The sequence below is a fragment of the Citrobacter sp. Cpo037 genome, assembly GCF_030332945.1.
Classification (GTDB): Bacteria; Pseudomonadota; Gammaproteobacteria; order Enterobacterales; family Enterobacteriaceae; genus Citrobacter; species Citrobacter portucalensis.
On the sequence record NZ_JAOWGW010000062.1, the window covers coordinates 171,789 to 194,829 of the forward strand.

The window sequence follows — 23,041 nt, forward strand, 5'->3', positions numbered from 1 at the left end:
GGTAAGCACAGCGCCACCCGGCATTTTTATTGAGCTGAAAACGTGAACACATTAGAACAAACAATTGGCAATACGCCTCTGGTGAAATTACAACGTCTGGCGCCGGATAACGGCAGTGAAATTTGGGTCAAGCTGGAAGGCAATAATCCCGCAGGTTCGGTGAAAGACCGCGCCGCGTTGTCGATGATCGTCGAAGCGGAAAAGCGCGGAGAAATTAAGCCAGGCGACGTGCTGATTGAGGCTACCAGCGGTAATACCGGAATCGCGCTGGCAATGATCGCCGCGCTGAAGGGCTACCGTATGAAGCTGCTGATGCCAGACAACATGAGTCAGGAGCGCCGTGCGGCGATGCGCGCCTATGGTGCCGAGCTGATTCTGGTCACCAAAGAGCAGGGGATGGAAGGCGCGCGCGATTTAGCCCTTGAAATGGCGCAGCGTGGAGAAGGCAAGCTGCTGGATCAGTTTAATAATCCGGATAACCCGTACGCGCATTACACCACCACCGGACCGGAAATCTGGCAGCAGACGTCAGGTCGTATTACCCACTTTGTCTCCAGTATGGGAACGACAGGCACCATTACCGGTGTGTCGCGTTTTCTGCGTGAGCAAGAAAAAGCGGTCACTATCGTTGGCCTGCAGCCGGAAGAGGGCAGTAGTATTCCGGGAATTCGCCGCTGGCCTGCGGAATATATGCCGGGCATTTTTAACGCCTCGCTGGTGGATGAGGTGCTGGATATTCACCAGAACGATGCGGAAAACACCATGCGTGAACTGGCCGTGCGCGAAGGGATTTTCTGTGGTGTCAGTTCTGGTGGCGCGGTAGCGGGGGCGTTACGTGTGGCGCGCGCGACACCGGGAGCGGTGGTGGTGGCGATCATCTGCGATCGCGGCGATCGCTACCTTTCAACCGGCGTGTTTGGCGAAGAGCACTTTAACCAGGGATTAGGGATTTAGTTTTCAGGCCTGATAACCATAGCGCTATCAGGCAAACGTACGGCACGAGCGCCGGATGACGACGTAAAGCGTCTTATCCGGCCTGCCATAATCAATCGTTACGTTTTTCCACAAGCTTATCTAGGAATTGCCACAGCTTCTCATTCATCTGCTGATAATCCCATGCTCGCATCTCTTCAACGGAACGGATGAAGCGCTTGCCTTTAGCTTCCGCCAGTTCTTGTTCGGAGTGTTGAATAAGCCCTTCTATAGCATCAGCCGTAAACTCCATATGGCACTGAAAACCATAAACAAAATTACCGTATTGCACGATTTGTCGTGGGCAGCCCTCGCTGGCAGCAAGAATGGTCGCCTGGTCGGTTAATCCTGGCATGTCGTTGTGCCAGTGACCGACGGTAAGCGGTGAGCCGAAATGGCTGAACAGCGGGTGCTGTTGACCGGCTTCGGTCAGAACGATAGGGTAGTGACCAATCTCTTTTTCCGGACTCTGGCACACCTTCGCACCCAGCGCTTCGCCGATTAACTGTGAACCCAGGCAGATCCCCACCACAATTTTACGTGCTGCAATCGCCTGGTTGATCAGATGCTGCTCGGCCTGAGAATCAAAGTACGGGCACTCTGCCAGCGTGGTTCGTGGTGACTGCGGACCGCCAAACACCACCAACATATCAAAATCATCGGCGTTCGCAGGGACCGCTTCTCCGGCATAAACGCGCGACCAGGTGACGCTATAACCGCGTGATTCGGCCCACGGCAGATACGCGCCAGCAGATTCGAAAGACTCATGAATAACAAAATGAACTCGCACTTTTTCTCTCCTGTTAGCGTTTTAGCGCCTGATGAATATCAGCCGCCAGCTTATCAATGTCGCTGTCAGTTAAGGTTGACAGCGTAATACGCAGGCCGTGGGCAGGCGTATTGACGCCAAACACTTCGCCTTCCCGCACCAGCCAGCCGGACTTCGCCAGCGCAAAAGCGATTGCCTGGCTGTTATTTTCCAGCGGTAGCCACATATTCAGACCGTCACCAACGGGTAACTCAATGCCATGTCGCCGCAGTGCTACCGCCAACGTTTGCTGCTGGGCGGCGTAAAACTGCTGAGTTTGCGCCAGCGTGTGTTGATAAGTCTCGTCACTCAGGCAGGCGCAGGCCAAATCCTGCAGCAGATGGCTGACCCACTGACTGCCGGAGTTGAGCCGTAAACGTAGCTTCCCTGAAGTGAGCGGATCGCTGGCCACAATGGCCAGGCGTAAATCCGGACCTAACGTTTTGGACATCGAACGGACAATCGCCCAGTGCGTGGTTTCCTTCGCAATCACCGGATACCAGTGGCAAGCAGATAGCAGCGCAAAGTGGTCGTCGACGATCACCAGCGTCTGCGGATAGCGGGCCAGGATTTCCTGCAATTGCGCCGCGCGGGATGCGTTCAGGCTGCATCCTGTGGGGTTATGCGCGCGCGGTGTCAGAATCACCGCCCGCGCACCTTTCTGTAGCGCGAGTTCCAGTTGGTCCGGCAGCATACCTTCGTGGTCAACATTGGCCGGACTGGCGGAGAAACCAGCATAACGCAGCATGTTGATGCTGCTCAAAAAGCACGGATCTTCTACGACAACGCTATCACCAGGCAGTAAATGGGCGCACAGTAGCCGTTCGATAGCATCAATGGCGCCGCTGGTGATATCAATTTCCCCTTTGCCGGGCATTGCATTTTGCATCCATTGTGATGCCCACGCCTTAAGTCCAGGTGATACAGCGGCATCGCCATACAACCGCGGACTCTTATTTATCTTTGCGAAATAACTACTCAGGTCAGGAAGACGCGAGGGCGCTGGGTTACCGCCGGAAAGATCGATAAGCGGGGTATTCGGATTACCACCTTCCAACGCAACGGGGGCAGTAATCCCCTTAATCACCGTGCCGTTGCGTCCCAGGCTCTGCGCCAACCCGGAGGTGACCAGGCGTTTGTAAGCCGCCGCGACAGTATTGCGGTTCACGTTTAATTCCGTTGCCAGTTCCCGCACTGGCGGCAACGTTTCGCCTGCTGCCAGCGTGCCTGTAGTGACATGTTGACGGATACTGTCAAAAATTTCGTTAGCGGTTTTTCCGTCGATCATTATTGACCTATGACAAAATGAATTTTAGCATATGACGATAATAGTGAGGCGTAGGCCCGCTGTCCAGAGAGAGGAGAAATTTATGGAGCAGGAGAGTGATATCCAGTCAGTGCTCTTTGACGACACGAATCGGGCGTTACAGACCGATATCGTCGCCGTCCAGTCACAGGTGGTGTATGGCAGCGTAGGCAACAGCATCGCCGTCCCGGCCATTAAAGCGCAGGGGTTACGCGTGACGGCAGTACCCACGGTGCTGTTCAGTAATACCCCGCATTATGAAACCTTTTACGGCGGCGTTATTCCGTCCGACTGGTTTAGCGGCTATCTCCGCGCCTTAAGCGAGCGTGATGCCTTGCGCGAGCTAAAGGCGGTGACTACTGGATACATGGGCAGCGCGGAGCAAATCGCCTTGCTGGCACAGTGGCTGGAAACCGTTCGGGCCACGCATCCGGACCTGTGCATTTTGGTCGACCCTGTGATTGGCGATACGGATAGCGGCATGTATGTGAAAGCCGAAATCCCGGAAGCTTATCGTCAGCACCTGCTGCCGCTGGCGCAGGGGCTGACGCCGAACGTGTTCGAGCTGCAAATGCTGAGCGGAAAGCCGTGTCGTACGCTTGATGAAGCCATTACGGCGGCACAATCACTGCTCACTGACACGCTGAAATGGGTGGTGATTACCAGCGCGCCGGGGGATAGCGAAGAGATTATTAACGTTGCGGTGGTGACGGCTGAAACGGTTGAGGTGTTAGTCCATCCGCGAGTGAAAACGGATCTGAAGGGGACTGGCGATCTGTTTTGTGCAGAGCTGGTGAGCGGCCTTGTGCTGGGGAAAGCGCTGACGACTGCGACGCACGACGCCGCGCAGCGTGTACTGGACGTGATGACGTGGACGCACCTGTGCGGTTGTGATGAATTAATTCTGCCACCGGCAGGGGAGGCGCGATGAAGAGTTACCGGCTGGTGATTCGCCAGAATGGGCGTATGGTTGGACATTTTGACACCAACGGGGCAGCAGCGCTGGAAGATATCTGTGTAGCGCGGGCCATGTTTGGTATTGCGGGTGGCTACGACTGTGAATTGTTAGTGGCAGACTCGGAGCGACGGATGCTGGAAAGCGGGCCGGAAGGGATGAAAATCCTGATGCGCGAGGCGTGTTACCGACCAGTCACCTCACAAATTTAACGCCGGATGGCGGCGCATATGCCTTATCCGGCCTACGTTACGGAGTTTGTTGTAGGCCGGATAAGCGTAGCGCCATCCGGCAGGGTTTTGATATCCATCAGATAAAAAAAATGGCGCCTGCTGGCGCCATTTTTCTCTGCAAAAAGAATTACTTCTTGATGCGGATAACCGGAGTCTCACCCACTGTCACGCTACCGGACAGTTTGATCAGCTCTTTGATTTCGTCCATGTTGGAGATAACAACCGGAGTCAGGGTAGACTTGGCTTTTTCTTCCAGCAGCGGCAGATCGAATTCAATAACCGGGTCGCCCACTTTCACGCGCTGACCTTCTTCAGCGATGCGTTTGAAGCCTTCGCCTTTCAGTTCAACGGTATCAATACCGAAGTGAACAAACAGCTCAATGCCGCTGTCGGATTCGATAGAGAAAGCGTGGTTGGTTTCAAAGATTTTGCCGATGGTGCCATCAACAGGAGCAACCATTTTGTTACCGGTTGGTTTGATAGCAATGCCATCACCAACGATTTTTTCAGCAAAAACTACATCCGGCACGTCTTCGATGTTGACGATCTCGCCAGAGAGCGGAGCAACGATCTCAATAGTTCCGGTGTCTTTCTTATCATCAGAAACCAGAGATTTCAGTTTATCGAACAAACCCATGATCTTCTCCTAAGCAGTAAATTGGGCCGCATCTCGTGGATTAGCAGATTGTTTTTTCTTCAATGAACTTGTTAACCAGCGTCATTAACTCGTCCGTTGTCGGTTGAGCAAGAGCCTGCTCTGCTAACACCTTCGCATCTTCGAAGTTCGTGTTACGGATAATCTTCTTAATGCGCGGGATAGAAATGGCGCTCATAGAGAATTCGTCCAGACCCATCCCCAGCAACAGAAGTGTAGCACGTTCGTCGCCTGCAAGCTCACCACACATGCCAGTCCATTTGCCTTCAGCATGAGAAGCATCAATAACTTGCTTGATCAGCGTCAGCACAGATGGCGACATCGGTTGGTAAAGGTGTGAAATCATATCATTACCACGGTCAACTGCCAGGGTGTACTGCGTTAAATCATTGGTGCCGATACTAAAGAAATCAACTTCTTTGGCTAAATGACGCGCAATTGTTGCCGCAGCCGGTGTTTCCACCATCACGCCAATCTCAATGCTTTCGTCAAATGCTTTACCTTCGTCGCGCAGTTCCTGTTTGTAGATTTCGATCTCTTTGCGCAGTGCACGCACTTCTTCAACAGAGATGATCATTGGGAACATGATGCGCAGTTTGCCGAAAGCAGAGGCGCGCAGGATAGCGCGAACCTGGTCACGCAGGATCTCTTTACGATCCATGGCGATACGCACGGCACGCCAGCCCAGGAACGGGTTCTCTTCTTTCGGGAAGTTCATGTACGGCAGTTCTTTATCGCCGCCGATGTCCATGGTACGGACGATGACCGCCTGAGAGCCACAGGCTTCAGCAACGGCTTTATACGCAGCAAACTGTTCTTCTTCAGTTGGCAGCGATTCACGGTCCATGAACAGGAATTCGGTGCGGTACAGACCCACACCTTCAGCGCCGTTACGCTCAGCGCCTTCAACGTCACGAACGGTACCGATGTTGGCGCAAACTTCAACCTGATGTCCGTCCAGCGTGATAGCCGGCAGATCTTTCAGCTTAGCGAGTTCCGCTTTCTCGGTAGCAACCTGCTCCTGAACGGCACGCAGTTGCTCAATAACGTCGTTGGTCGGATTGACGTAAACCTGGTTGTTTACGGCATCCAGAATCAGATAGTCGTCGTTTTTCACCTGAGAGGTGACGCTACCCGTACCTACGATGGCAGGCAGTTCCAGAGAACGCGCCATGATAGAGGTATGGGAAGTACGTCCGCCCGCGTCAGTGATGAAACCCAGCACCTTGTTCAGGTTCAGCTGTGCGGTTTCTGACGGGGTCAGGTCTGCGGCAACCAGGATAACTTCGTCCTGGATAGCGCTTAGGTCAATAATTGCCAGACCCAGAATGTTACGCAGCAGGCGTTTACCGATGTCGCGTACGTCAGCCGCACGTTCTTTCAGGTATTCATCATCCAGCTCTTCCAGGGCTGTGGCCTGACCTTCGATAACTTCATGCGCAGCTGCATCAGCCGTCATGTGCTTATCTTTAATCAGGGCTATGATTTCCTGCTCCAGCTCCTCATCTTCGAGCAGCATGATATGCCCTTCAAAGATGGCTTCTTTTTCTTCACCGAACGTTTCACCAGCTTTGGTTTTGATCGCTTCCAGTTGCGCAGATGCCTTGGCACGACCGCTCAGAAAACGTTCAACTTCCTGATCAACCTTGTCGGCAGAAATTTTTTTCCGGTCAATGACGATCTCGTCTTCTTTCAGCAGCAATGCTTTACCGAAAGCGATACCCGGGGATGCTAAAATGCCTGAAATCATAACCCTACCTTACTTGTGACTGATATTTAAAAGAACTCGTTGAACTTACTCGAGTTCAGCCATCAGTTTAACCAGATGCTCAACTGCTTTCTGCTCGTCTTCACCTTCTGCGGACAGGGTGACAACGGTACCCTGAGTCAGGCCCAGAGTCTGCAGTTTAAACAGGCTTTTGGCGCTAGCGCTTTTGCCGTTGGAAGTCACAGTAATTTCAGAAGTAAAGCCTTTTGCTTCTTTAACAAACTGAGCAGCAGGGCGAGTATGCAGACCGTTCGGAGCGGTAATGGTAACTTCTTGCTGGAACATTATATTTCCCCAACTTATAGGTTTAGTGTTGTGGAACTAAAGTCTAGCCTGGCGGCTCAACTTTAGCCTGTATTGTTAGCATCGGCGTAAACTGGACGCGACACAAAAGGAGTTCGGTGCAATCCGTTGCTGGCAACTTATTGCCGCTGACGTTTCGTTCGTCATTAAACATTATGCCGCGAAAGGAAGAGTTGAACCAAATCATAAAATCGATTCAGCTAGCGCTTTTCCTGTAACGATTAATTTCGCGCATCAAAATAATTAGTTTGGTTAAATACCAGTTCCGGCGGGTTGAATCAATGCCAGGCGAGTTGAAACTTTGAAGCAGGCCACAAAAAAGCACCCAAAAGGGTGCTTTTTTACGCGTTTTTAACATGCTGGCACTACTGTTGCAGTTCTTTCTCTGTAAAGAGATCGGCAAACAGTGCTGTGCTCAGATAACGCTCACCCGATGACGGTAGAATAACCACTATATTCTTATTGGTAAAGGTTTCATCTTCCTGGAGCTTAAGCGCGGCAGCAACCGCAGCACCGGAAGAGATCCCAGCCAGAATACCTTCTTCTTCCATCAGACGACGCGCAGTAGAAATAGCTTCATCATTAGTGATGGCAACGACTTTATCGATAAGCTTCAGATCAAGGTTACCCGGAATGAAGCCAGCGCCGATGCCCTGAATTTTATGCGGGCCTGGTTTGAGTTCTTCACCTGCCAGCGCCTGGGCGATAACAGGGGAGTCGGTAGGTTCAACCGCGACGGTGATCAGATCGGTTTTGCCTTTAGTGCCTTTAATGTAACGGGTCACACCAGTCAACGTACCGCCGGTACCAACGCCAGAAATAAAGACATCAACCTGGCCATCGGTATCTTCCCAGATTTCCGGGCCGGTAGTTTTTTCGTGGATTTCCGGGTTTGCCGGGTTGCTGAACTGCTGCAGCAGCAGGAATTTTTCCGGATCGCTGGCCACAATTTCTTCCGCTTTCTGAATCGCGCCCTTCATACCTTTTGCGCCTTCGGTCAGCACCAGGTTCGCGCCCAGCGCTTTTAAGAGCTTGCGGCGCTCAATGCTCATGGTTTCAGGCATGGTCAGAGTCAGTTTGTAACCGCGAGCTGCGGCAACGTAGGCCAGCGCAATCCCTGTGTTGCCGCTGGTTGGTTCGACCAGCTCTACACCCGGTTTAAGTACACCTCGTTTTTCGGCATCCCAAATCATGTTGGCACCGATACGGCATTTGACGCTAAAGCTTGGGTTGCGTGATTCCACCTTCGCCAGAATGCGTCCGTTACCGATACGGTTCAGTCGAACCAGCGGCGTATGACCGATAGTCAGCGAGTTGTCTTCAAAAATCTTACTCATGGCCTGTCCTTAACTGTATGAAATTGGGATACCGCTTCAGCATACCTGTTGAGAAAGTATGGGGAAGTAAGGAATTCGTATATCTATATGCCACCAGGAAATAATGCGTTGCAGTATGGAATAAGAGCGGGCATAAGCCAGCCCGCTTTTACACATTTTTGCATTACTTCCATAACGCGTGCTTAGCACGATAGCAGTCTACCCACATCGCCGTGGCACCACAAACCGCAACTGGCATGATGAACAGATTGAGCACCGGAATCATGGTGAACAGGCTGGTCAATGCGCCAAATTGCATATTGGTGACCTTGCGTGTGCGCAGCGCGACGCGCATCTCCTTAAAAGGCACCTTATGGTTATCAAACGGATAATCGCAGTACTGAATGGCCAGCATCCACGCGCTGAACAGGAACCACAGCACCGGGGCTACGGTCTGACCAATACCCGGAATGAAATAGAGGATCAGCAACACGACGGCGCGCGGGAGATACCACGCCAGCTTTTGCCATTCACGTTTCATAATACGGGGAACATCTTTCATGATGCCGAGAACGCCGGTGTCAGGCGGTGTTGCGCCCGTTAAGCGCGCTTCCAGTTGTTCAGCCAGCAGACCGTTAAACGGCGCTGCAATCCAGTTGGCTATGGTGGAAAACAGGTAGCCGAACACCAGTAGTACGGAGATAGTGACAATCGGCCACAGCAAGTAGCTGAGCCACTGAAGCCAGTCAGGGACGTGACTCATCAGGGCGGGGATCCAGCTATCGAGTTGTGTGAATAGCCACCAGAATGCGCCGCCCATCAGCAGGATATTCACCAGCAAAGGCAGGATGACAAAGCGACGAATGCCCGGTAGGGTGATGAGCTTCCATCCCTGTGAAAAGTAATAAAGGCCGCTGCGAGGTACGACTGCAGATGATGAAACCATGGTCAGGACATACTCCTTGTTATATAAGCTCTGGTAAACTTTGCGTATCTTACCGGGTTGTTGAGCGTTAAGCTGTTCAGAAATGTTCGAAAAAACAGCAAAAAGCACAATTTTGTTCATCTTTATGCCGTGAAAGCCAAGAGTGCACTTGCACTTGGCGTAATCGACAAATACTCTTAGTGAGTAAATGTTTGCCGTGGTGGCAAGGTGTTAGAACAACAGAGAATATAATGATGCAGGATTTGCGTCTGATATTAATCATTGTTGGCGCGATCGCCATAATCGCTTTACTGGTACATGGTTTTTGGACTAGCCGTAAAGAGCGGTCTTCTATATTCCGCGATCGCCCACTGAAACGCATGAAGTCTAAACGTGAAGACGAGGATTCGTTCGACGACAACGTCGAGGAAGACGAAGGCGTGGGCGAAGTTCGCGTTCATCGTGTGAATCATGCTCCCGGTAACGCGCAGGAACATGGTGTTCCTCCTCAGTCGCCGCAACACCAGTACCAGCCGCCTTATGCGTCTGCTCAGCCGCGTCAACCCGCGCCGCAGCCTGCACAAGCGCCGGTACCGCCGCCGCATGCTCAGCAGCAGCCGCAGCCTGTACAACCGCAGCAGCCGGTGCAGCATCAGCCTGTTCAGCAACAACCTGCGCAGCAGCCGATGCAGCATCAGCCCGTTGCTCCGCAGGTTCAGCAGCCCGTGCAGCAAGCACCGCAACCTGCGCCGCAGGCTTTCCAGCCCGCAGAGCCTGCCGTTGAACATCAACCTCAGCCTGAGCCGGTAGTTGAAGAAGCGCCTGTTGCTGAAAAACCGCAGCGTAAAGAAGCGGTCATTATTATGAACGTTGCGGCGCATCACGGTAGTGAGCTCAACGGTGAAGTGCTGCTCAACAGCATTCAGCAAGCCGGTTTTAAATTTGGCGACATGAATATTTTCCATCGTCATTTGAGTCCGGATGGCAGCGGTCCTTCGCTGTTCAGCCTTGCCAATATGGTTAACCCAGGAACGTTTGACCCCGAAATGACGGGTGATTTCAGCACCCCTGGCGTGACTATTTTTATGCAGGTTCCGTCCTACGGTGACGAGCTGCAAAACTTTAAGCTGATGCTGCAGTCCGCACAGCACATTGCCGATGAAGTGGGTGGTGTGGTGCTCGACGATCAACGTCGTATGATGACGCCGCAGAAACTGCGCGAGTATCAGGACCGCATCCGCGAAGTTAAAGAATCTCACGCCTGATTCTCCTCTGGCGTGACATATCCTTGCTAAACCCCCGCCTGTCGGGGGTTTTTTATCATTGATGGTGCGATATGGAATCAATCGAACAACAACTGACAGAACTGCGAACCACGCTTCGCCATCATGAGTATCTCTACCATGTGATGGATGCGCCGGAAATTCCCGATGCGGAATACGATCGCCTGATGCGTGAACTGCGCGAGCTGGAAGCGCAGCATCCGGAACTTATCACCCCCGACTCGCCAACCCAGCGCGTAGGCGCCGCTCCGTTAGCAGCGTTCAGCCAGATTCGCCATGAAGTGCCAATGCTGTCGCTGGATAACGTGTTTGATGAAGAGAGTTTTCTCGCCTTCAACAAGCGCGTGAAGGACAGACTGAAGAGTACGGACAAACTAACCTGGTGCTGCGAACTGAAGCTGGACGGGCTGGCGGTCAGTATCCTGTATGAAAACGGTGTGCTGGTCAGTGCCGCAACGCGTGGTGATGGTACTACGGGTGAGGATATTACCTCGAACGTGCGCACCATTCGTGCGATCCCGTTAAAACTGCGTGGCGATAACATTCCGACGCGTCTGGAAGTGCGCGGTGAAGTGTTCCTGCCGCAGGCCGGGTTTGAAAAAATTAACGAAGAGGCCCGCCGTACTGGCAACAAAGTGTTTGCTAACCCGCGTAACGCGGCGGCCGGGTCATTGCGCCAGCTCGATCCGCGTATCACAGCGAAGCGACCGCTTACTTTCTTCTGCTATGGCGTCGGTGTGCTGGAAGGTGGTGTGCTGCCTGATACCCACTTGGGCCGTCTGCTGCAATTTAAAGAGTGGGGATTGCCGGTGAGCGACAGAGTTACGCTTTGCGACTCTCCGGAGGAAGTACTTGCTTACTATCACAAGGTTGAAGAAGACCGACCGACGCTGGGATTCGATATCGACGGTGTGGTGATCAAAGTCAACTCCATGGTATTGCAAGAGCAACTGGGTTTTGTTGCCCGCGCGCCGCGCTGGGCGGTGGCCTTTAAGTTCCCGGCGCAAGAGCAGATGACCTTCGTACGTGATGTTGAGTTTCAGGTTGGACGCACCGGGGCGATTACGCCTGTCGCTCGCCTTGAGCCAGTTCAGGTTGCCGGGGTGTTGGTCAGTAACGCCACCTTGCACAATGCGGATGAAATTGAGCGTCTTGGTTTGCGTATTGGCGATAAAGTCGTCATTCGCCGTGCGGGCGATGTCATCCCGCAGGTAGTGAACGTCGTGCTTTCCGAACGCCCGGACGATACGCGTGAAATTGAGTTTCCCACCCACTGTCCGGTATGCAACTCTGACGTTGAGCGTGTGGAAGGCGAAGCGGTCACACGCTGTACCGGTGGTTTAATCTGCGGAGCGCAGCGTAAGGAATCGCTGAAACACTTCGTTTCCCGCCGCGCGCTGGACGTTGACGGCATGGGCGACAAAATTATCGATCAACTGGTCGAGAAAGAGTATGTCCACACGCCAGCGGATCTCTTCACACTGACCGCAGGCAAGCTGACCGGTCTTGATCGTATGGGGCCGAAATCGGCACAAAACGTGGTGAATGCGCTGGAAAAAGCGAAAGAAACAACGTTTGCCCGTTTCCTCTACGCGCTGGGTATTCGCGAAGTCGGCGAAGCTACGGCGGCTGGTCTGGCGGCACATTTTGGCACCCTTGAGGCGCTGGAAGCGGCCTCTATTGAAGAGCTACAAAAAGTGCCGGATGTCGGCATTGTGGTAGCGACCCACGTGTTTAATTTCTTTGCCGAAGAGAGTAACCGCGAGGTGATCGTCCAACTGCTGGCGCAGGGTATCCATTGGCCAGCGCCGGTGGTCATCAACGCTGAAGAAATCGACAGCCCCTTCGCGGGTAAAACGGTGGTGCTGACCGGGAGTCTGAGCCTGATGTCACGCGATGACGCCAAAGCGCGACTGACTGAGTTGGGTGCAAAAGTGGCCGGTAGCGTATCGAAGAAAACCGACCTGGTGATTGCCGGTGAAGCGGCGGGGTCGAAACTGGCAAAAGCGCAGGAACTGGGTATTGCCGTGATCGATGAAGCTGAAATGATCCGCTTACTGGGTGCCTGAGATGGAAAAAGAGCAGCTGGTTGAAATCGCCAATACCGTGATGCCCTTTGGCAAATATAAAGGGCGTCGGCTGATTGATGTACCGGAAGAGTATCTGCTGTGGTTTGCCCGTAAGGATGAATTCCCGCCGGGCAAGCTCGGCGAGCTGATGCAAATCACGCTGCTGATTAAAACTGAAGGGCTGACGCAACTGGTGCAGCCCCTGAAACGCCCGCTCTAAGCCTTTGCGGCGCGGCTTTTCTGCTGCGCCTGCAATGCGTCCGTTTGTTGCTTGTAGCGACGTGCCAGCACGGCACACACCATCAGCTGAATTTGATGGAAGATCATCAACGGCAGCACCATCATTCCTATCACTGACGTCGGGAACAGAATATTTGCCATTGGGATCCCATTTGCCAGGCTCTTTTTCGATCCGCAAAAGACAATGGTGATCTCATCGGCTTTGTTGAAGCCGCATTTACGCGCAACAAAGACGTTGATGCCAATCACGATTGCCAGCAATACGATGCTGACCACCACGATAAACAGCAGCGAGCCAATCCCCACTTTGTGCCAGATCCCGTTAACCACGGCTTCACTGAAGGCGGAGTACACCACCAGCAAGATGGAGGATTGGTCCGTTTTGGCGATCCATTTTTTATGTCGGGACACCCAATTACCAATCCACGGACGTGAAAGATGTCCCAGTACGAACGGCAGCAGCAGTTGCAGCATGATTTTCCCCACCTGCTCCAGACTGCCTTCTGCGCCGTGCATATTCATTACCAGGCCAACCAGCAACGGCGAGAGAAAAATACCCAGCAGGCTGGAGGCCGAAGCGGAACACACGGCAGCGGCAACGTTACCCCCTGCCAGCGACGTAAAAGCGATTGCCGACTGCACCGTGGCCGGCAAAATACACAGGTACAGGAAACCGGTGTACAGCATCGGGTCAACATTAACCGGCGCCCACCAGGCGAACAGAACACCCAGTACCGGGAAAACAACAAACGTGCTGCACATCACCCATAGATGCAAACGCCAGTGACTACCGCCAGCAATAATGGCTTCACGCGAAAGCTTCGCCCCGTGCATAAAAAACAACAGGGCAATGGCAGCGGTGGTTAAGCCTTCAAAGAAAGGCACAAAGCCACCCTTGGCCGGGAAAAAGGACGCCAGTAATACGACCGTAATCAACGTTATCGTGAACGGATCAAGGATACGAAAAAGTTTCATAAAAGCTCCTGAAATTCGGTAGGAACATTTTGCGTTTTTCTGTTTGAGAAATAAAATTGATTTATTGCATCCATATATGAATCGAATAAATGAATTACTCTCTGCGTCAGCTCCGTATCTTTGTTACCGTCGCTCAGGCCAAAAGCTTTAGCCGGGCGGGGGATATCATTGGCTTAAGCCAGTCTGCGGTCAGCCACAGCGTTAAAGAGCTGGAAGGGCAGACGGGTGTGCGGTTGTTAGATAGAACAACGCGGGAAGTGGTGCTGACGGAAGCAGGGCACCAGTTGGCGGCTCGGCTGGAACGTATTCTGGATGAACTGCACAGCACGCTGCGTGAAGCAGGCCAGGTGGGAACGCAGTTAACCGGAACGGTGCGCGTTGCCGCCAGCCAGACAATATCAGCTCACCTTATTCCACAGTGTATTGCCCAGAGTAATCAGCTTTATCCAGCAATCGATTTTGTGCTGCACGATCGTCCGCAACAGTGGGTGCTGGAGAGTATTCGTCAGGGCGAGGTGGATTTTGGCATTGTGATAGATCCAGGTGCTGTGACCGATCTACAGTGTGAAGCGGTGTTATCCGAACCGTTCCTGCTGTTGTGTCGAGAGGATCATCCGCTAGCCCAACGCGAATGGGTAAATTGGCAGGATTTATATCATGAGCGCTTGGTATTACAGGATTACGCTTCCGGCAGTCGACCGTTGATCGATGCGGCACTGGCCCACTTTTCCATTGAGGCGAATATCGTTCAGGAGATAGGTCACCCGGCCACACTGTTCCCGATGGTTGAGGCGGGGATTGGTATCAGCGTGCTGCCTGCGCTGGCGCTTCCTCTGCCACAAGGCAGCCATTTGCAGGTTAAACGCCTGACGCCGGTTGTGGAACGACAATTGATGCTGGCACGACGTAAAAATCGTTCTTTATCGACTGCGGCCCAGGCGCTGTGGGACGTGGTGCGGATGCAGGCCAGTGAATTAACCGCCGGTCGGGCACGGGATCCTTTGTACCAGCTTTAACGATATGACTGGTGTTTGTCATGTCGTTAGGTTTGGCTTTCAGTATCGATGAACTGATCGTTAACTTTGATATTTTACCCGGCACCGGACTACCTCTTTATATTTATAAATTCTCCTGCGATATTCTTAGACAATTGCTCAGTTTGCGGATTTTTAAGGCTATTTTAAATTATTACTTTTTTTCTTGACCTTCCACTTGCTGGAAGGTTGATACTCTTTATACGCAAGTACGGATAGCAGTATCTAATACAATGATGTATAGCGATTGATTAATGAAATGACTAAACAATTCATACAGTAACTCGTTATAGGTAGAATTAACACGATCCCGATGGAGTAATATTAGTGATATGTTAAATAATCCTACAATAGCTGGTTACTGAAACTAATCCGGTAAATATATTTAACTAATGGGGTATTGGCGGCGATGATAAGCAAAAATAAAATTTTAATTGCAATGCAAATTAGTATGCTGGCATGGTCTGGTTATACGCTTGCAGCAGACAGAGTGTATGTAGCAAATGAAGGTGCAGATTCAGTTAATGTGCTTGATGCTGCATCTTTAAAGACTGTAGATAAAGTACATGTTGGTAAAATGCCGCATAACGTTCAGGTGTCACCAGACAATAAAACAGTTTGGGTAACCAACCTTGGTGCTAACGGAACACATTCATCAGGCTCTGAACATATGGATATGAGTAAAGATGCTCATTCTGAGAAAATGGACATGGGCAAAGATTCTCATGCTGGCAAAAAGGGACATGGCGAAGTTTGGGTTATTAATGCCGAAAATGATACGGTTATTGCAAAACTTCCGGTTGGCGCACACCCTGCGCATGTTGTTGTCACCCCTGATGGGAAAATGGCGTATATTTCAAATAGTGCAGATAACACCATCAGCGTGATTGATGCAGAACATTTGAAAAATTTAACGACAATTAATGTAGGTAAATTCCCTCATGGCCTCAGAGTGAGTCCTGACGGTAAAGAAGTTTATATCGCGAATATGAAAGGGGGCTCGGTATCCGTTGTTGATACAGCCAGTAATAAAGAAGTCGCGCAGATCCCATTAGGTAAAATGCCAGCCCAGGTAGGTTTCTCACCGGACGGAAAACTGGTGTTTGTTTCCCTGTCTGGTGAAGATGCTGTAGCGGTGATTGATACAGCAACGCGTAAAGTTGTGAAGAAAATTAATGTCGGTACCGTACCAATCCAGCTGTTTGGCACTCCGGATGGTAAAAGCATGCTGGTAACCAATCAGGGCTCGAAGAGCAAGCCGGGTAACACAATAAACATGATTGATATCGCAAGCCTTACGGTAGCGAAAACCATCACCACTGGCGATGGGGCCCATGGCGTGGTTGTCGATAAAAATGGCAAATATGCTTACGTAACTAACTCATTTGCAAACTCTGTCTCGATGATTGACATTAATGAGCGTAAGGTAGTGAACACGCTTCCGGTAGACAACAACCCAAATGGTATCAGCTGGGGCTCTGTCGAAGTGACGCCTAAATAACTGTGCTAGCATTTATCAATACCCGTCATTCGCTGGCGGGTATTTTCATGAATATTCTATAAATAAAGGAACAACAGATGAGAAAGCCGGAGCGGACAAAAACGCTGCCTAGTAAGTTCAATTTTGATGATACTGTAAACAGACTCGTCAGCGTATTGAATGCTAAAAATATTCGTATTTTTGTGCAGGTTGATCAACAGCAAGCGGCAACGGATGTAGGTCTTGCTCTGCGACCGACGATGTTATTTCTGTTTGGTAACCCAAAGGGTGGTACTCCTGCCATGCAAGCAAATCCTCATGCGGCAATAGAGTTACCCCTACGGGTGGTTATTTGGCAGGATGACAATGGTGATACCCATATAGATTATCAGGATGCAAGTACTGTTCTGGAGTTTGATTATGGTGTTGCACATAAAATTGTTGCTCCAGTTAGCATTCTGGCAACTCTTCTTAACGAAGTGTCCGGTAATTAATTGCAAATAGCACTAAATTCCTCGCGGATATTTAGTGTTATTTTTCTGCGTTTATTATGAAAGTATTTAACCCGCTATAATAAACCTATTGAACAATACATATGATGTTCATTACTCTTCAATGTTTGTCGATTCGTCTATTTTATAAATTGAAGGGTTTTTGTTTGCAATATTATGTGAAAAGTATATCTTGACGCTCAAATATTAATATGTAAGTTATGAGGATAGTTATGAAAAAGACATTAGTCACATCATTGGCCGCTTCTTTGTGTTTTCTCAGTCTGTCTGCCTTTGCTGCTACAGAAATCTCGCAACAAGAAGCCAATAGTTTAAAGCATGTCAAGTCAATCACCGTAACGGAAAATACGGTGAATCAATGTATGCACAAAATTTCGAAAATGGCAGATAAAGAAGGTGCTGATTTCTTTGTCATTAAGAACTTCTCTTCTATAGGCAATGGTTCTCAGGCTGTAGTGACCAGCGAACTCTATAAAAAGTAAACAGCAGTTTCCCCCGTTTTGATTATTGATTAGCGAAAGTGCGTTGTTATACCTGCTTTCGCTTATTAATAATCAACAAATGTTTGTCAGTCATTCTCAGGGCGGGCTTTGTCAGCCCACTCGTCTGACGAATTCCAGATATGTTGGTACTCCTTGCCATTTCTGGCAGAAAAAAAATGTGAGTTCAGGCTGATTTAGCACATACCATCTATACCGATTTACTATCGGTAATCGGGATAAACGGTATTGGTAATCGATTGCGTAGTCTCGCTATAACAATGCGGTACGCTACGTTATTTCGATTACTCAGTATTAAGGACATCTCATGAGCCACTCTCTTTTCTCGCAAAATCCCTGGTATAGCGCTGATATCATTCGTGGTTACAAACCGGATTTTACGCCGCGCGTAGCCTTTATCCTCGGCTCCGGCCTGGGGGCGCTGGCGGATCAAATTGAGGATGCGGTTGCCATCTCTTACGAGAAACTACCAGGGTTCCCGGTGAGTACCGTACACGGTCATGCTGGTGAACTGGTATTGGGAAATCTGGCGGGAATTCCGGTGGCCTGTATGAAAGGACGTGGACATTTCTATGAAGGTCGCGGTATGACGGTGATGACGGATGCCATTCGTACGCTGAAGCTGCTGGGATGTGAGCTGCTGTTTTGCACCAGTGCCGCAGGCTCTTTGCGTCCCGAAGTCGGACCGGGTAGCCTCGTGGCGCTTAGCGATCACATCAATACGATGCCGGGTACGCCGATGGTAGGGCCAAACGATGAGCGTTTTGGTGAGCGATTCTTTTCATTGGCGAATGCCTATGATGCTGACTACCGTGCGGTCCTGCAAACTGTTGCCGCTGAGGAAGGATTCTCGCTGAGTGAAGGGGTTTTTGTCTCTTATCCGGGGCCGAACTTTGAAACCGCAGCAGAAATCCGCATGATGCAAATTATCGGTGGCGACGTGGTGGGGATGTCGGTGGTGCCTGAAGTTATCTCTGCGCGCCACTGCGGTTTGAAAGTGGTTGCGGTGGCGGCCATCACCAACCTGGCGGAAGGTCTGGGTGATGTTAAATTATCTCACGCGCAGACGCTGGCTGCGGCGGAACTCTCCCGGCAGAATTTCATCAATTTGATCTGCGGATTCTTGCGCAAACTGGCCTGAATAACTAAAAAATGACCCCGCTTGCGGGGTCTTACTTTATGGCAAGGAACGGAAAAATGGGTATCGCATCTCGCTTAAAGCTCATGTCGTTTTTGCAATATTTCATCTGGGGAAGCTGGTTGGTAACCCTGGGTTCCTACATGATTAATACCCTGGATTTTACCGGTGCGAACGTCGGTATGATTTACAGTTCGAAAGGGCTGGCGGCGATTATCATGCCGGGCATTATGGGCATCATTGCCGATAAATGGCTACGCGCCGAGCGCGCCTATATGCTTTGTCATCTTGTATGTGCGGGCGTGTTGCTATATGCCACAACCGTTACCGATCCGCAGACCATGTTTTGGGTGATGCTGGTTAACGCAATGGCGTATATGCCGACGATTGCGTTATCGAATAGCGTCTCATACTCGTGTCTGGCACAATCGGGTCAGGATCCGGTCACCGCGTTCCCGCCAATTCGTGTGTTTGGCACCATAGGGTTTATTGTGGCGATGTGGACAGTCAGTTTGATGGGACTGGAACTGAGCAGCGCGCAGTTGTATATCGCTTCAGGGGCATCGTTGCTGCTGGCTCTCTATGCGCTTACGTTGCCGAAAATCCCGGTTGCTGAGAAGAAAGCAAACACCACGCTTGCTAGCAAGCTCGGTCTGGACGCCTTTGTCCTATTTAAAAAACCGCAGATGGCAATCTTCTTTTTGTTTGCGATGATGCTGGGGGCGGTGTTGCAAATCACCAACGTCTTTGGCAATCCGTTCCTGCATGATTTTGCCCGTAACCCGGAATTTGCCGACAGCTTTGTGGTGAAGTATCCCTCCATATTGCTTTCCGTTTCACAGATGGCGGAGGTGGGCTTTATTCTCACTATTCCGTACTTCCTTAAACGCTTTGGCATAAAAACGGTGATGCTGATGAGCATGCTGGCATGGACGCTGCGCTTTGGCTTCTTTGCCTTTGGCGATCCGTCGCCGTTTGGTTTTGTGCTGCTGCTGATGTCGATGATCGTCTACGGCTGTGCGTTTGATTTCTTCAATATCTCGGGATCGGTATTTGTCGAGCAGGAGGTTAGCTCTAACATTCGCGCCAGCGCGCAAGGGCTGTTTATGACGATGGTAAACGGCGTTGGCGCGTGGGTGGGATCAATCCTGAGTGGTATGGCGGTAGACTATTTTTCTGTCGATGGCGTCAAGGATTGGCAAACTATCTGGCTGGTGTTTGCCGCGTATGCGCTGGCTCTGGCGGTTATCTTTGCATTGTTCTTCAAGTACAAGCATGAGCCTGAAGGACTGGCACAGAAATCACCGGCACATTAACACTCCATTGGCGGCGGGATCTGATACCCGCCGTTTCATTTTCTGCGAGGCAATGTGGTAACTTTGCGCATTATCCTTATTTCAGGAGCGCATTATCCATGGAACGCACGCACCGCATCGATCTGAAGTTACTGCGTTATTTTCTTGCTGTCGCAGAAGAACTGCATTTTGGACGTGCTGCTGCTCGCCTGAATATGTCGCAACCGCCGCTCAGTACCCATATTAAAGAGCTGGAGCAACAGCTCGGCACTTTGCTATTTATCCGTCATTCCCGCAGCGTGGCGTTAACTCACGCGGGAAAGATATTGATGGAAGAGTCGCGCCGACTGTTATCCAGTGCCAATCAGGCGCTGGCGAGAGTGGAGCAAATTGGTCGTGGTGAGGCAGGGCGAATTGAGCTTGGCGTTATCGGTACAGCGATGTGGGGAAAAATGCGTCCGGTGATGCGGCGTTTTATGAAGGATAATCCCAATGTTGAGGTGCTGTTTCGCGAGAACATGCCCGCGATGCAGATGACGATGCTGGAACGGCGTGAACTGGATGCGGGAATTTGGCGGATGGCTACGGAGCTTTCTCCCGGTTTTACCAGTTTGCGTTTGCATGAGTCCTCTTTTCTGGTTGCCATGCCGGAAGAACATCCTCTTACTGCCTGTGAGTCCATACCGCTGGAGGCGTTGAGAAATGAATATTTTGTCACAATGCCTTCCATTCATACTGACTGGGCATTTTTGCAGCGAGTTTGCCTGAGTGCTGGATTTTCCCCGATGATTATTCGTGAGGTGAAGGAGCCGCAAACGGTGCTGGCGATGATCAGCATGGGGATTGGTATTACGTTAATTGCTGACAGCTATGCGCAGATGAATTGGCCTGGCGTGGTATTTCGACCGTTAGAGGAACGTATTCCGGCGGATTTGTATATTGTGTATGACCAACAGCAGGCGACACCCGCGCTGGAGAAACTGGTAGCGGCATTGACGATGTGATGTCTGTGCCGGATGGCGACTAACGTCTTATCCGGCCTGCGTGTGTCAGGGGCGTCTGTAGGCCTGATAAGCGCAGCGCATCAGGCAAGCAGGTTGGGATCTTATAAATCGCAGATAGCAAAAAGGCGCCTTTAGGGCGCCTTTTTACATTGGTGGGTCGTGCAGGATTCGAACCTGCGACCAATTGATTAAAAGTCAACTGCTCTACCAACTGAGCTAACGACCCGAAGTGGTGGGTGATGACGGGATCGAACCGCCGACCCCCTCCTTGTAAGGGAGGTGCTCTCCCAGCTGAGCTAATCACCCACTTCGGTACTTCAATTTTATTGTAAGAAATCCAGCTGGCGAGAAAGTGGTGGGTGATGACGGGATCGAACCGCCGACCCCCTCCTTGTAAGGGAGGTGCTCTCCCAGCTGAGCTAATCACCCACTTCTCAATTTCTTACTCTACACGGCGGAGACTACATAAAGTAGTTGGTGGGTGATGACGGGTTCGAACCGCCGACCCCCTCCTTGTAAGGGAGGTGCTCTCCCAGCTGAGCTAATCACCCCCGCTGTGTGGAGTCGCATTATAGGGAGAGTTGAAAATGAGTCAACGCATTTTCTAAAGAATTTGTTCGTTCGTCGTAAATTTAAACAAAACGATCGCAAATCAATCCATGCAGCATGATTTGTATACGAAAATGGCAAAGCGTGATGTTCCAACCTGAACAACATTGAGGAATCAGACCACAGTGATAGAATACGAGCCTGATAATCTTCCCAGGATTTGCCGGTTGTCGGCATCTTTATAAACGTAAGGCCATTTCATGAAAATCAAAACTCGCTTCGCGCCAAGCCCGACAGGTTACCTGCATGTCGGTGGTGCGCGTACTGCTCTATATTCCTGGCTTTTTGCACGTAACCATGACGGTGAGTTTGTGCTGCGTATTGAAGACACCGATCTCGAACGCTCCACTCCGGAAGCTATTGAAGCCATTATGGATGGCATGAATTGGCTGAATCTGGAATGGGATGAAGGCCCGTACTTCCAGACCAAACGTTTTGATCGCTACAACGCCGTGATTGATGAGATGCTGGAAGCCGGTACCGCGTATAAATGCTATTGCTCCAAAGAGCGTCTGGACGCACTGCGCGAAGAGCAGATGGCAAACGGTGAGAAGCCACGTTACGACGGTCGCTGCCGCCACGGCCATGAGCATCATGCTGCTGATGAACCATGCGTGGTGCGTTTTGCCAACCCGCAGGATGGATCCGTTATTTTTGACGACCAGATCCGTGGGCCGATCGAATTCAGCAACCAGGAGCTGGACGATCTGATCATCCGCCGTACTGACGGTTCCCCGACCTACAACTTCTGTGTTGTTGTCGACGACTGGGATATGGAAATCACTCACGTTATTCGTGGTGAAGACCATATCAACAACACTCCGCGTCAGATCAACATCCTGAAAGCGCTGAATGCGCCGGTGCCGGTTTATGCACACGTGTCGATGATCAACGGCGACGACGGTAAAAAACTCTCTAAACGTCACGGTGCGGTCAGCGTTATGCAGTATCGCGACGACGGTTACCTGCCGGAAGCGCTGCTGAACTATCTGGTGCGTCTGGGCTGGTCCAGCGGCGATCAGGAAATCTTCACCCGTGAAGAGATGATCAAACTGTTCTCCCTTAGTGCGGTGAGCAAGTCTGCCAGTGCGTTCAACACCGAAAAACTGCAGTGGCTGAACCATCACTACATTAATTCGCTGGCACCAGAATATGTGGCAACGCATCTGCAATGGCACATTGAGCAGGAAAATATCGATACTCGCGTCGGTCCGCAGCTGTCTGAGCTGGTTAAACTGCTGGGTGAGCGCTGCAAAACGCTGAAAGAGATGGCGCAGAGCTGCCGCTACTTCTACGAAGACTTTGCTGAGTTCGACGCGGATGCAGCTAAGAAACACCTGCGTCCGGTAGCGCGTCAGCCGCTGGAAGTGGTTCGCGATAAGCTGGCTGCTATCAGCGAGTGGACGGCAGAAAACGTGCACCACGCGATTCAGGCAACCGCTGATGAGCTGGAAGTGGGTATGGGTAAAGTTGGGATGCCGCTGCGCGTAGCCGTAACCGGCGCGGGTCAGTCTCCGGCGTTAGACGTCACGGTGCATGCGATTGGTAAATCACGCAGCATTGAGCGTATTAATAAAGCGCTGGCGTTTATTGCTGAGCGTGAAAGCCAGCAGTAAGATCGGTTGAGCGATGAAACAACGGCAGGAGCGCATCCTGCCGTT

At 51.2% G+C, this 23,041-nt stretch carries 22 protein-coding genes and 4 tRNA genes; 14 read left to right on the forward strand and 12 right to left on the reverse strand.

The features are described from left to right. The first annotated feature begins 42 nt into the window (after positions 1 to 42). Complete coding sequence (cysM, locus tag OGX94_RS12600) at positions 43 to 954, forward strand: cysteine synthase CysM (RefSeq protein ID WP_003835014.1); 912 nt, start codon at positions 43 to 45, stop codon at positions 952 to 954. Positions 955 to 1,045: 91 nt separating this feature from the next. On the opposite strand, the gene OGX94_RS12605 is transcribed toward cysM, so the two are convergent. Both OGX94_RS12605 and ptsJ read right to left on the reverse strand, forming a co-directional pair. After that, a complete protein-coding gene (locus OGX94_RS12605) occupies positions 1,046 to 1,762 on the reverse strand; it encodes a type 1 glutamine amidotransferase (RefSeq protein WP_003835011.1) in 717 nt (238 codons plus the stop codon). A 13-nt stretch (positions 1,763 to 1,775) separates the two neighbouring features. Further along, positions 1,776 to 3,068 carry a MocR-like B6 salvage transcription factor PtsJ gene (ptsJ, locus tag OGX94_RS12610; RefSeq protein ID WP_003835008.1) on the reverse strand — a complete coding sequence of 431 codons (1,293 nt, stop codon included), beginning with the start codon at positions 3,066 to 3,068 and terminating at the stop codon, positions 1,776 to 1,778. A gap of 82 nt (positions 3,069 to 3,150) precedes the next feature. On the opposite strand from ptsJ, the gene pdxK reads away from it, so the two are divergent. After that, positions 3,151 to 4,017 carry a pyridoxine/pyridoxal/pyridoxamine kinase gene (gene pdxK, locus OGX94_RS12615; protein ID WP_206159761.1) on the forward strand — a complete coding sequence of 289 codons (867 nt, stop codon included), beginning with the start codon at positions 3,151 to 3,153 and terminating at the stop codon, positions 4,015 to 4,017. Beyond that, positions 4,014 to 4,253 (forward strand): cytoplasmic protein, encoded by a 240-nt coding sequence (locus OGX94_RS12620; protein WP_079939140.1) that lies wholly within the window; start codon positions 4,014 to 4,016, stop codon positions 4,251 to 4,253. The genes pdxK and OGX94_RS12620 overlap by 4 nt, the downstream gene beginning before the upstream one ends. A gap of 148 nt (positions 4,254 to 4,401) precedes the next feature. Here OGX94_RS12620 and crr read toward each other — a convergent pair whose 3' ends face one another. The 5 genes from crr to cysZ form a co-directional block, all read right to left on the reverse strand. Further along, the gene (gene crr / locus OGX94_RS12625) at positions 4,402 to 4,911 is read right to left on the reverse strand and encodes a PTS glucose transporter subunit IIA (RefSeq protein WP_000522253.1); all 510 of its coding nucleotides are present in this window, start codon (positions 4,909 to 4,911) and stop codon (positions 4,402 to 4,404) included. A gap of 40 nt (positions 4,912 to 4,951) precedes the next feature. Continuing rightward, positions 4,952 to 6,679 (reverse strand): phosphoenolpyruvate-protein phosphotransferase PtsI, encoded by a 1,728-nt coding sequence (ptsI, locus tag OGX94_RS12630; protein WP_008785405.1) that lies wholly within the window; start codon positions 6,677 to 6,679, stop codon positions 4,952 to 4,954. Positions 6,680 to 6,724: 45 nt separating this feature from the next. Continuing rightward, the gene (gene ptsH, locus OGX94_RS12635; RefSeq protein WP_002913505.1) at positions 6,725 to 6,982 is read right to left on the reverse strand and encodes a phosphocarrier protein Hpr; all 258 of its coding nucleotides are present in this window, start codon (positions 6,980 to 6,982) and stop codon (positions 6,725 to 6,727) included. 383 nt (positions 6,983 to 7,365) lie between these two features. After that, positions 7,366 to 8,337, reverse strand: a complete 972-nt coding sequence (cysK, locus tag OGX94_RS12640; RefSeq protein ID WP_003038091.1) for a cysteine synthase A — start codon at positions 8,335 to 8,337, stop codon at positions 7,366 to 7,368. A gap of 163 nt (positions 8,338 to 8,500) precedes the next feature. Next, positions 8,501 to 9,262 (reverse strand): sulfate transporter CysZ, encoded by a 762-nt coding sequence (cysZ, locus tag OGX94_RS12645; protein WP_003834927.1) that lies wholly within the window; start codon positions 9,260 to 9,262, stop codon positions 8,501 to 8,503. A gap of 230 nt (positions 9,263 to 9,492) precedes the next feature. Between cysZ and zipA the strand changes: the two genes are divergently transcribed. The 3 genes from zipA to OGX94_RS12660 all read left to right on the forward strand — a co-directional run bounded on the left by zipA (position 9,493) and on the right by OGX94_RS12660 (position 12,813). Continuing rightward, the gene (gene zipA, locus OGX94_RS12650; protein ID WP_003834924.1) at positions 9,493 to 10,506 is read left to right on the forward strand and encodes a cell division protein ZipA; all 1,014 of its coding nucleotides are present in this window, start codon (positions 9,493 to 9,495) and stop codon (positions 10,504 to 10,506) included. A gap of 71 nt (positions 10,507 to 10,577) precedes the next feature. Beyond that, positions 10,578 to 12,593 carry an NAD-dependent DNA ligase LigA gene (ligA, locus tag OGX94_RS12655; protein WP_257661774.1) on the forward strand — a complete coding sequence of 672 codons (2,016 nt, stop codon included), beginning with the start codon at positions 10,578 to 10,580 and terminating at the stop codon, positions 12,591 to 12,593. Position 12,594: 1 nt separating this feature from the next. Then, positions 12,595 to 12,813, forward strand: a complete 219-nt coding sequence (locus OGX94_RS12660) for a DUF3820 family protein (RefSeq protein WP_003038102.1) — start codon at positions 12,595 to 12,597, stop codon at positions 12,811 to 12,813. On the opposite strand, the gene OGX94_RS12665 is transcribed toward OGX94_RS12660, so the two are convergent. Continuing rightward, positions 12,810 to 13,808 carry a bile acid:sodium symporter family protein gene (locus tag OGX94_RS12665; RefSeq protein ID WP_003834916.1) on the reverse strand — a complete coding sequence of 333 codons (999 nt, stop codon included), beginning with the start codon at positions 13,806 to 13,808 and terminating at the stop codon, positions 12,810 to 12,812. The genes OGX94_RS12660 and OGX94_RS12665 overlap by 4 nt on opposite strands. 89 nt (positions 13,809 to 13,897) lie before the next feature. On the opposite strand from OGX94_RS12665, the gene OGX94_RS12670 reads away from it, so the two are divergent. The 7 genes from OGX94_RS12670 to OGX94_RS12700 all read left to right on the forward strand — a co-directional run bounded on the left by OGX94_RS12670 (position 13,898) and on the right by OGX94_RS12700 (position 20,771). Then, positions 13,898 to 14,824 (forward strand): LysR family transcriptional regulator, encoded by a 927-nt coding sequence (locus tag OGX94_RS12670; RefSeq protein ID WP_003834913.1) that lies wholly within the window; start codon positions 13,898 to 13,900, stop codon positions 14,822 to 14,824. 427 nt (positions 14,825 to 15,251) lie between these two features. Next, complete coding sequence (locus tag OGX94_RS12675) at positions 15,252 to 16,343, forward strand: YVTN family beta-propeller repeat protein (RefSeq protein WP_193134276.1); 1,092 nt, start codon at positions 15,252 to 15,254, stop codon at positions 16,341 to 16,343. Positions 16,344 to 16,420: 77 nt separating this feature from the next. Next, complete coding sequence (locus tag OGX94_RS12680) at positions 16,421 to 16,816, forward strand: DUF302 domain-containing protein (RefSeq protein ID WP_257661776.1); 396 nt, start codon at positions 16,421 to 16,423, stop codon at positions 16,814 to 16,816. A 230-nt stretch (positions 16,817 to 17,046) separates the two neighbouring features. Beyond that, entirely contained in the window at positions 17,047 to 17,316 is a 270-nt protein-coding gene (locus OGX94_RS12685; protein WP_008785396.1) for a YdgH/BhsA/McbA-like domain containing protein, read from the forward strand. A gap of 325 nt (positions 17,317 to 17,641) precedes the next feature. After that, positions 17,642 to 18,475, forward strand: coding sequence for a xanthosine phosphorylase (gene xapA, locus OGX94_RS12690; RefSeq protein WP_286569352.1), 834 nt, complete (start codon positions 17,642 to 17,644; stop codon positions 18,473 to 18,475). Positions 18,476 to 18,531: 56 nt separating this feature from the next. Beyond that, entirely contained in the window at positions 18,532 to 19,788 is a 1,257-nt protein-coding gene (locus tag OGX94_RS12695) for a nucleoside permease (RefSeq protein WP_257661777.1), read from the forward strand. Between the two features lie 98 nt (positions 19,789 to 19,886). Then, positions 19,887 to 20,771 carry a LysR family transcriptional regulator gene (locus tag OGX94_RS12700; RefSeq protein WP_149335096.1) on the forward strand — a complete coding sequence of 295 codons (885 nt, stop codon included), beginning with the start codon at positions 19,887 to 19,889 and terminating at the stop codon, positions 20,769 to 20,771. A 150-nt stretch (positions 20,772 to 20,921) separates the two neighbouring features. Here the strand turns inward: OGX94_RS12700 and OGX94_RS12705 are convergent. The 4 genes from OGX94_RS12705 to OGX94_RS12720 all read right to left on the reverse strand — a co-directional run bounded on the left by OGX94_RS12705 (position 20,922) and on the right by OGX94_RS12720 (position 21,322). Then, a tRNA-Lys gene (locus OGX94_RS12705) sits at positions 20,922 to 20,997 on the reverse strand. Positions 20,998 to 21,001: 4 nt separating this feature from the next. Further along, positions 21,002 to 21,077, reverse strand: a tRNA-Val gene (locus tag OGX94_RS12710). Positions 21,078 to 21,124: 47 nt separating this feature from the next. Beyond that, positions 21,125 to 21,200: transfer RNA gene (locus tag OGX94_RS12715), tRNA-Val, on the reverse strand. A gap of 46 nt (positions 21,201 to 21,246) precedes the next feature. Continuing rightward, positions 21,247 to 21,322: transfer RNA gene (locus tag OGX94_RS12720), tRNA-Val, on the reverse strand. 258 nt (positions 21,323 to 21,580) lie between these two features. Between OGX94_RS12720 and gltX the strand changes: the two genes are divergently transcribed. Next, the gene (gene gltX, locus OGX94_RS12725) at positions 21,581 to 22,996 is read left to right on the forward strand and encodes a glutamate--tRNA ligase (protein WP_003834898.1); all 1,416 of its coding nucleotides are present in this window, start codon (positions 21,581 to 21,583) and stop codon (positions 22,994 to 22,996) included. Positions 22,997 to 23,041: the final 45 nt, after the last annotated feature.

Excerpts from the sequence above, each read along its gene's own strand:
- ptsJ (WP_003835008.1), bottom strand. The coding sequence starts at position 3,068 with ATGATCGACGGAAAAACCGCTAACGAAATTTTTGACAGTATCCGTCAA.
- pdxK (WP_206159761.1), top strand. The coding sequence starts at position 3,151 with ATGGAGCAGGAGAGTGATATCCAGTCAGTGCTCTTTGACGACACGAAT.
- OGX94_RS12620 (WP_079939140.1), top strand. The coding sequence starts at position 4,014 with ATGAAGAGTTACCGGCTGGTGATTCGCCAGAATGGGCGTATGGTTGGA.
- crr (WP_000522253.1), bottom strand. The coding sequence starts at position 4,911 with ATGGGTTTGTTCGATAAACTGAAATCTCTGGTTTCTGATGATAAGAAA.
- ptsI (WP_008785405.1), bottom strand. The coding sequence starts at position 6,679 with ATGATTTCAGGCATTTTAGCATCCCCGGGTATCGCTTTCGGTAAAGCA.
- ptsH (WP_002913505.1), bottom strand. The coding sequence starts at position 6,982 with ATGTTCCAGCAAGAAGTTACCATTACCGCTCCGAACGGTCTGCATACT.
- cysK (WP_003038091.1), bottom strand. The coding sequence starts at position 8,337 with ATGAGTAAGATTTTTGAAGACAACTCGCTGACTATCGGTCATACGCCG.
- cysZ (WP_003834927.1), bottom strand. The coding sequence starts at position 9,262 with ATGGTTTCATCATCTGCAGTCGTACCTCGCAGCGGCCTTTATTACTTT.
- zipA (WP_003834924.1), top strand. The coding sequence starts at position 9,493 with ATGATGCAGGATTTGCGTCTGATATTAATCATTGTTGGCGCGATCGCC.
- ligA (WP_257661774.1), top strand. The coding sequence starts at position 10,578 with ATGGAATCAATCGAACAACAACTGACAGAACTGCGAACCACGCTTCGC.
- OGX94_RS12660 (WP_003038102.1), top strand. The coding sequence starts at position 12,595 with ATGGAAAAAGAGCAGCTGGTTGAAATCGCCAATACCGTGATGCCCTTT.
- OGX94_RS12665 (WP_003834916.1), bottom strand. The coding sequence starts at position 13,808 with ATGAAACTTTTTCGTATCCTTGATCCGTTCACGATAACGTTGATTACG.
- OGX94_RS12670 (WP_003834913.1), top strand. The coding sequence starts at position 13,898 with ATGAATTACTCTCTGCGTCAGCTCCGTATCTTTGTTACCGTCGCTCAG.
- OGX94_RS12675 (WP_193134276.1), top strand. The coding sequence starts at position 15,252 with ATGATAAGCAAAAATAAAATTTTAATTGCAATGCAAATTAGTATGCTG.
- OGX94_RS12680 (WP_257661776.1), top strand. The coding sequence starts at position 16,421 with ATGAGAAAGCCGGAGCGGACAAAAACGCTGCCTAGTAAGTTCAATTTT.
- OGX94_RS12685 (WP_008785396.1), top strand. The coding sequence starts at position 17,047 with ATGAAAAAGACATTAGTCACATCATTGGCCGCTTCTTTGTGTTTTCTC.
- xapA (WP_286569352.1), top strand. The coding sequence starts at position 17,642 with ATGAGCCACTCTCTTTTCTCGCAAAATCCCTGGTATAGCGCTGATATC.
- OGX94_RS12695 (WP_257661777.1), top strand. The coding sequence starts at position 18,532 with ATGGGTATCGCATCTCGCTTAAAGCTCATGTCGTTTTTGCAATATTTC.
- OGX94_RS12700 (WP_149335096.1), top strand. The coding sequence starts at position 19,887 with ATGGAACGCACGCACCGCATCGATCTGAAGTTACTGCGTTATTTTCTT.
- gltX (WP_003834898.1), top strand. The coding sequence starts at position 21,581 with ATGAAAATCAAAACTCGCTTCGCGCCAAGCCCGACAGGTTACCTGCAT.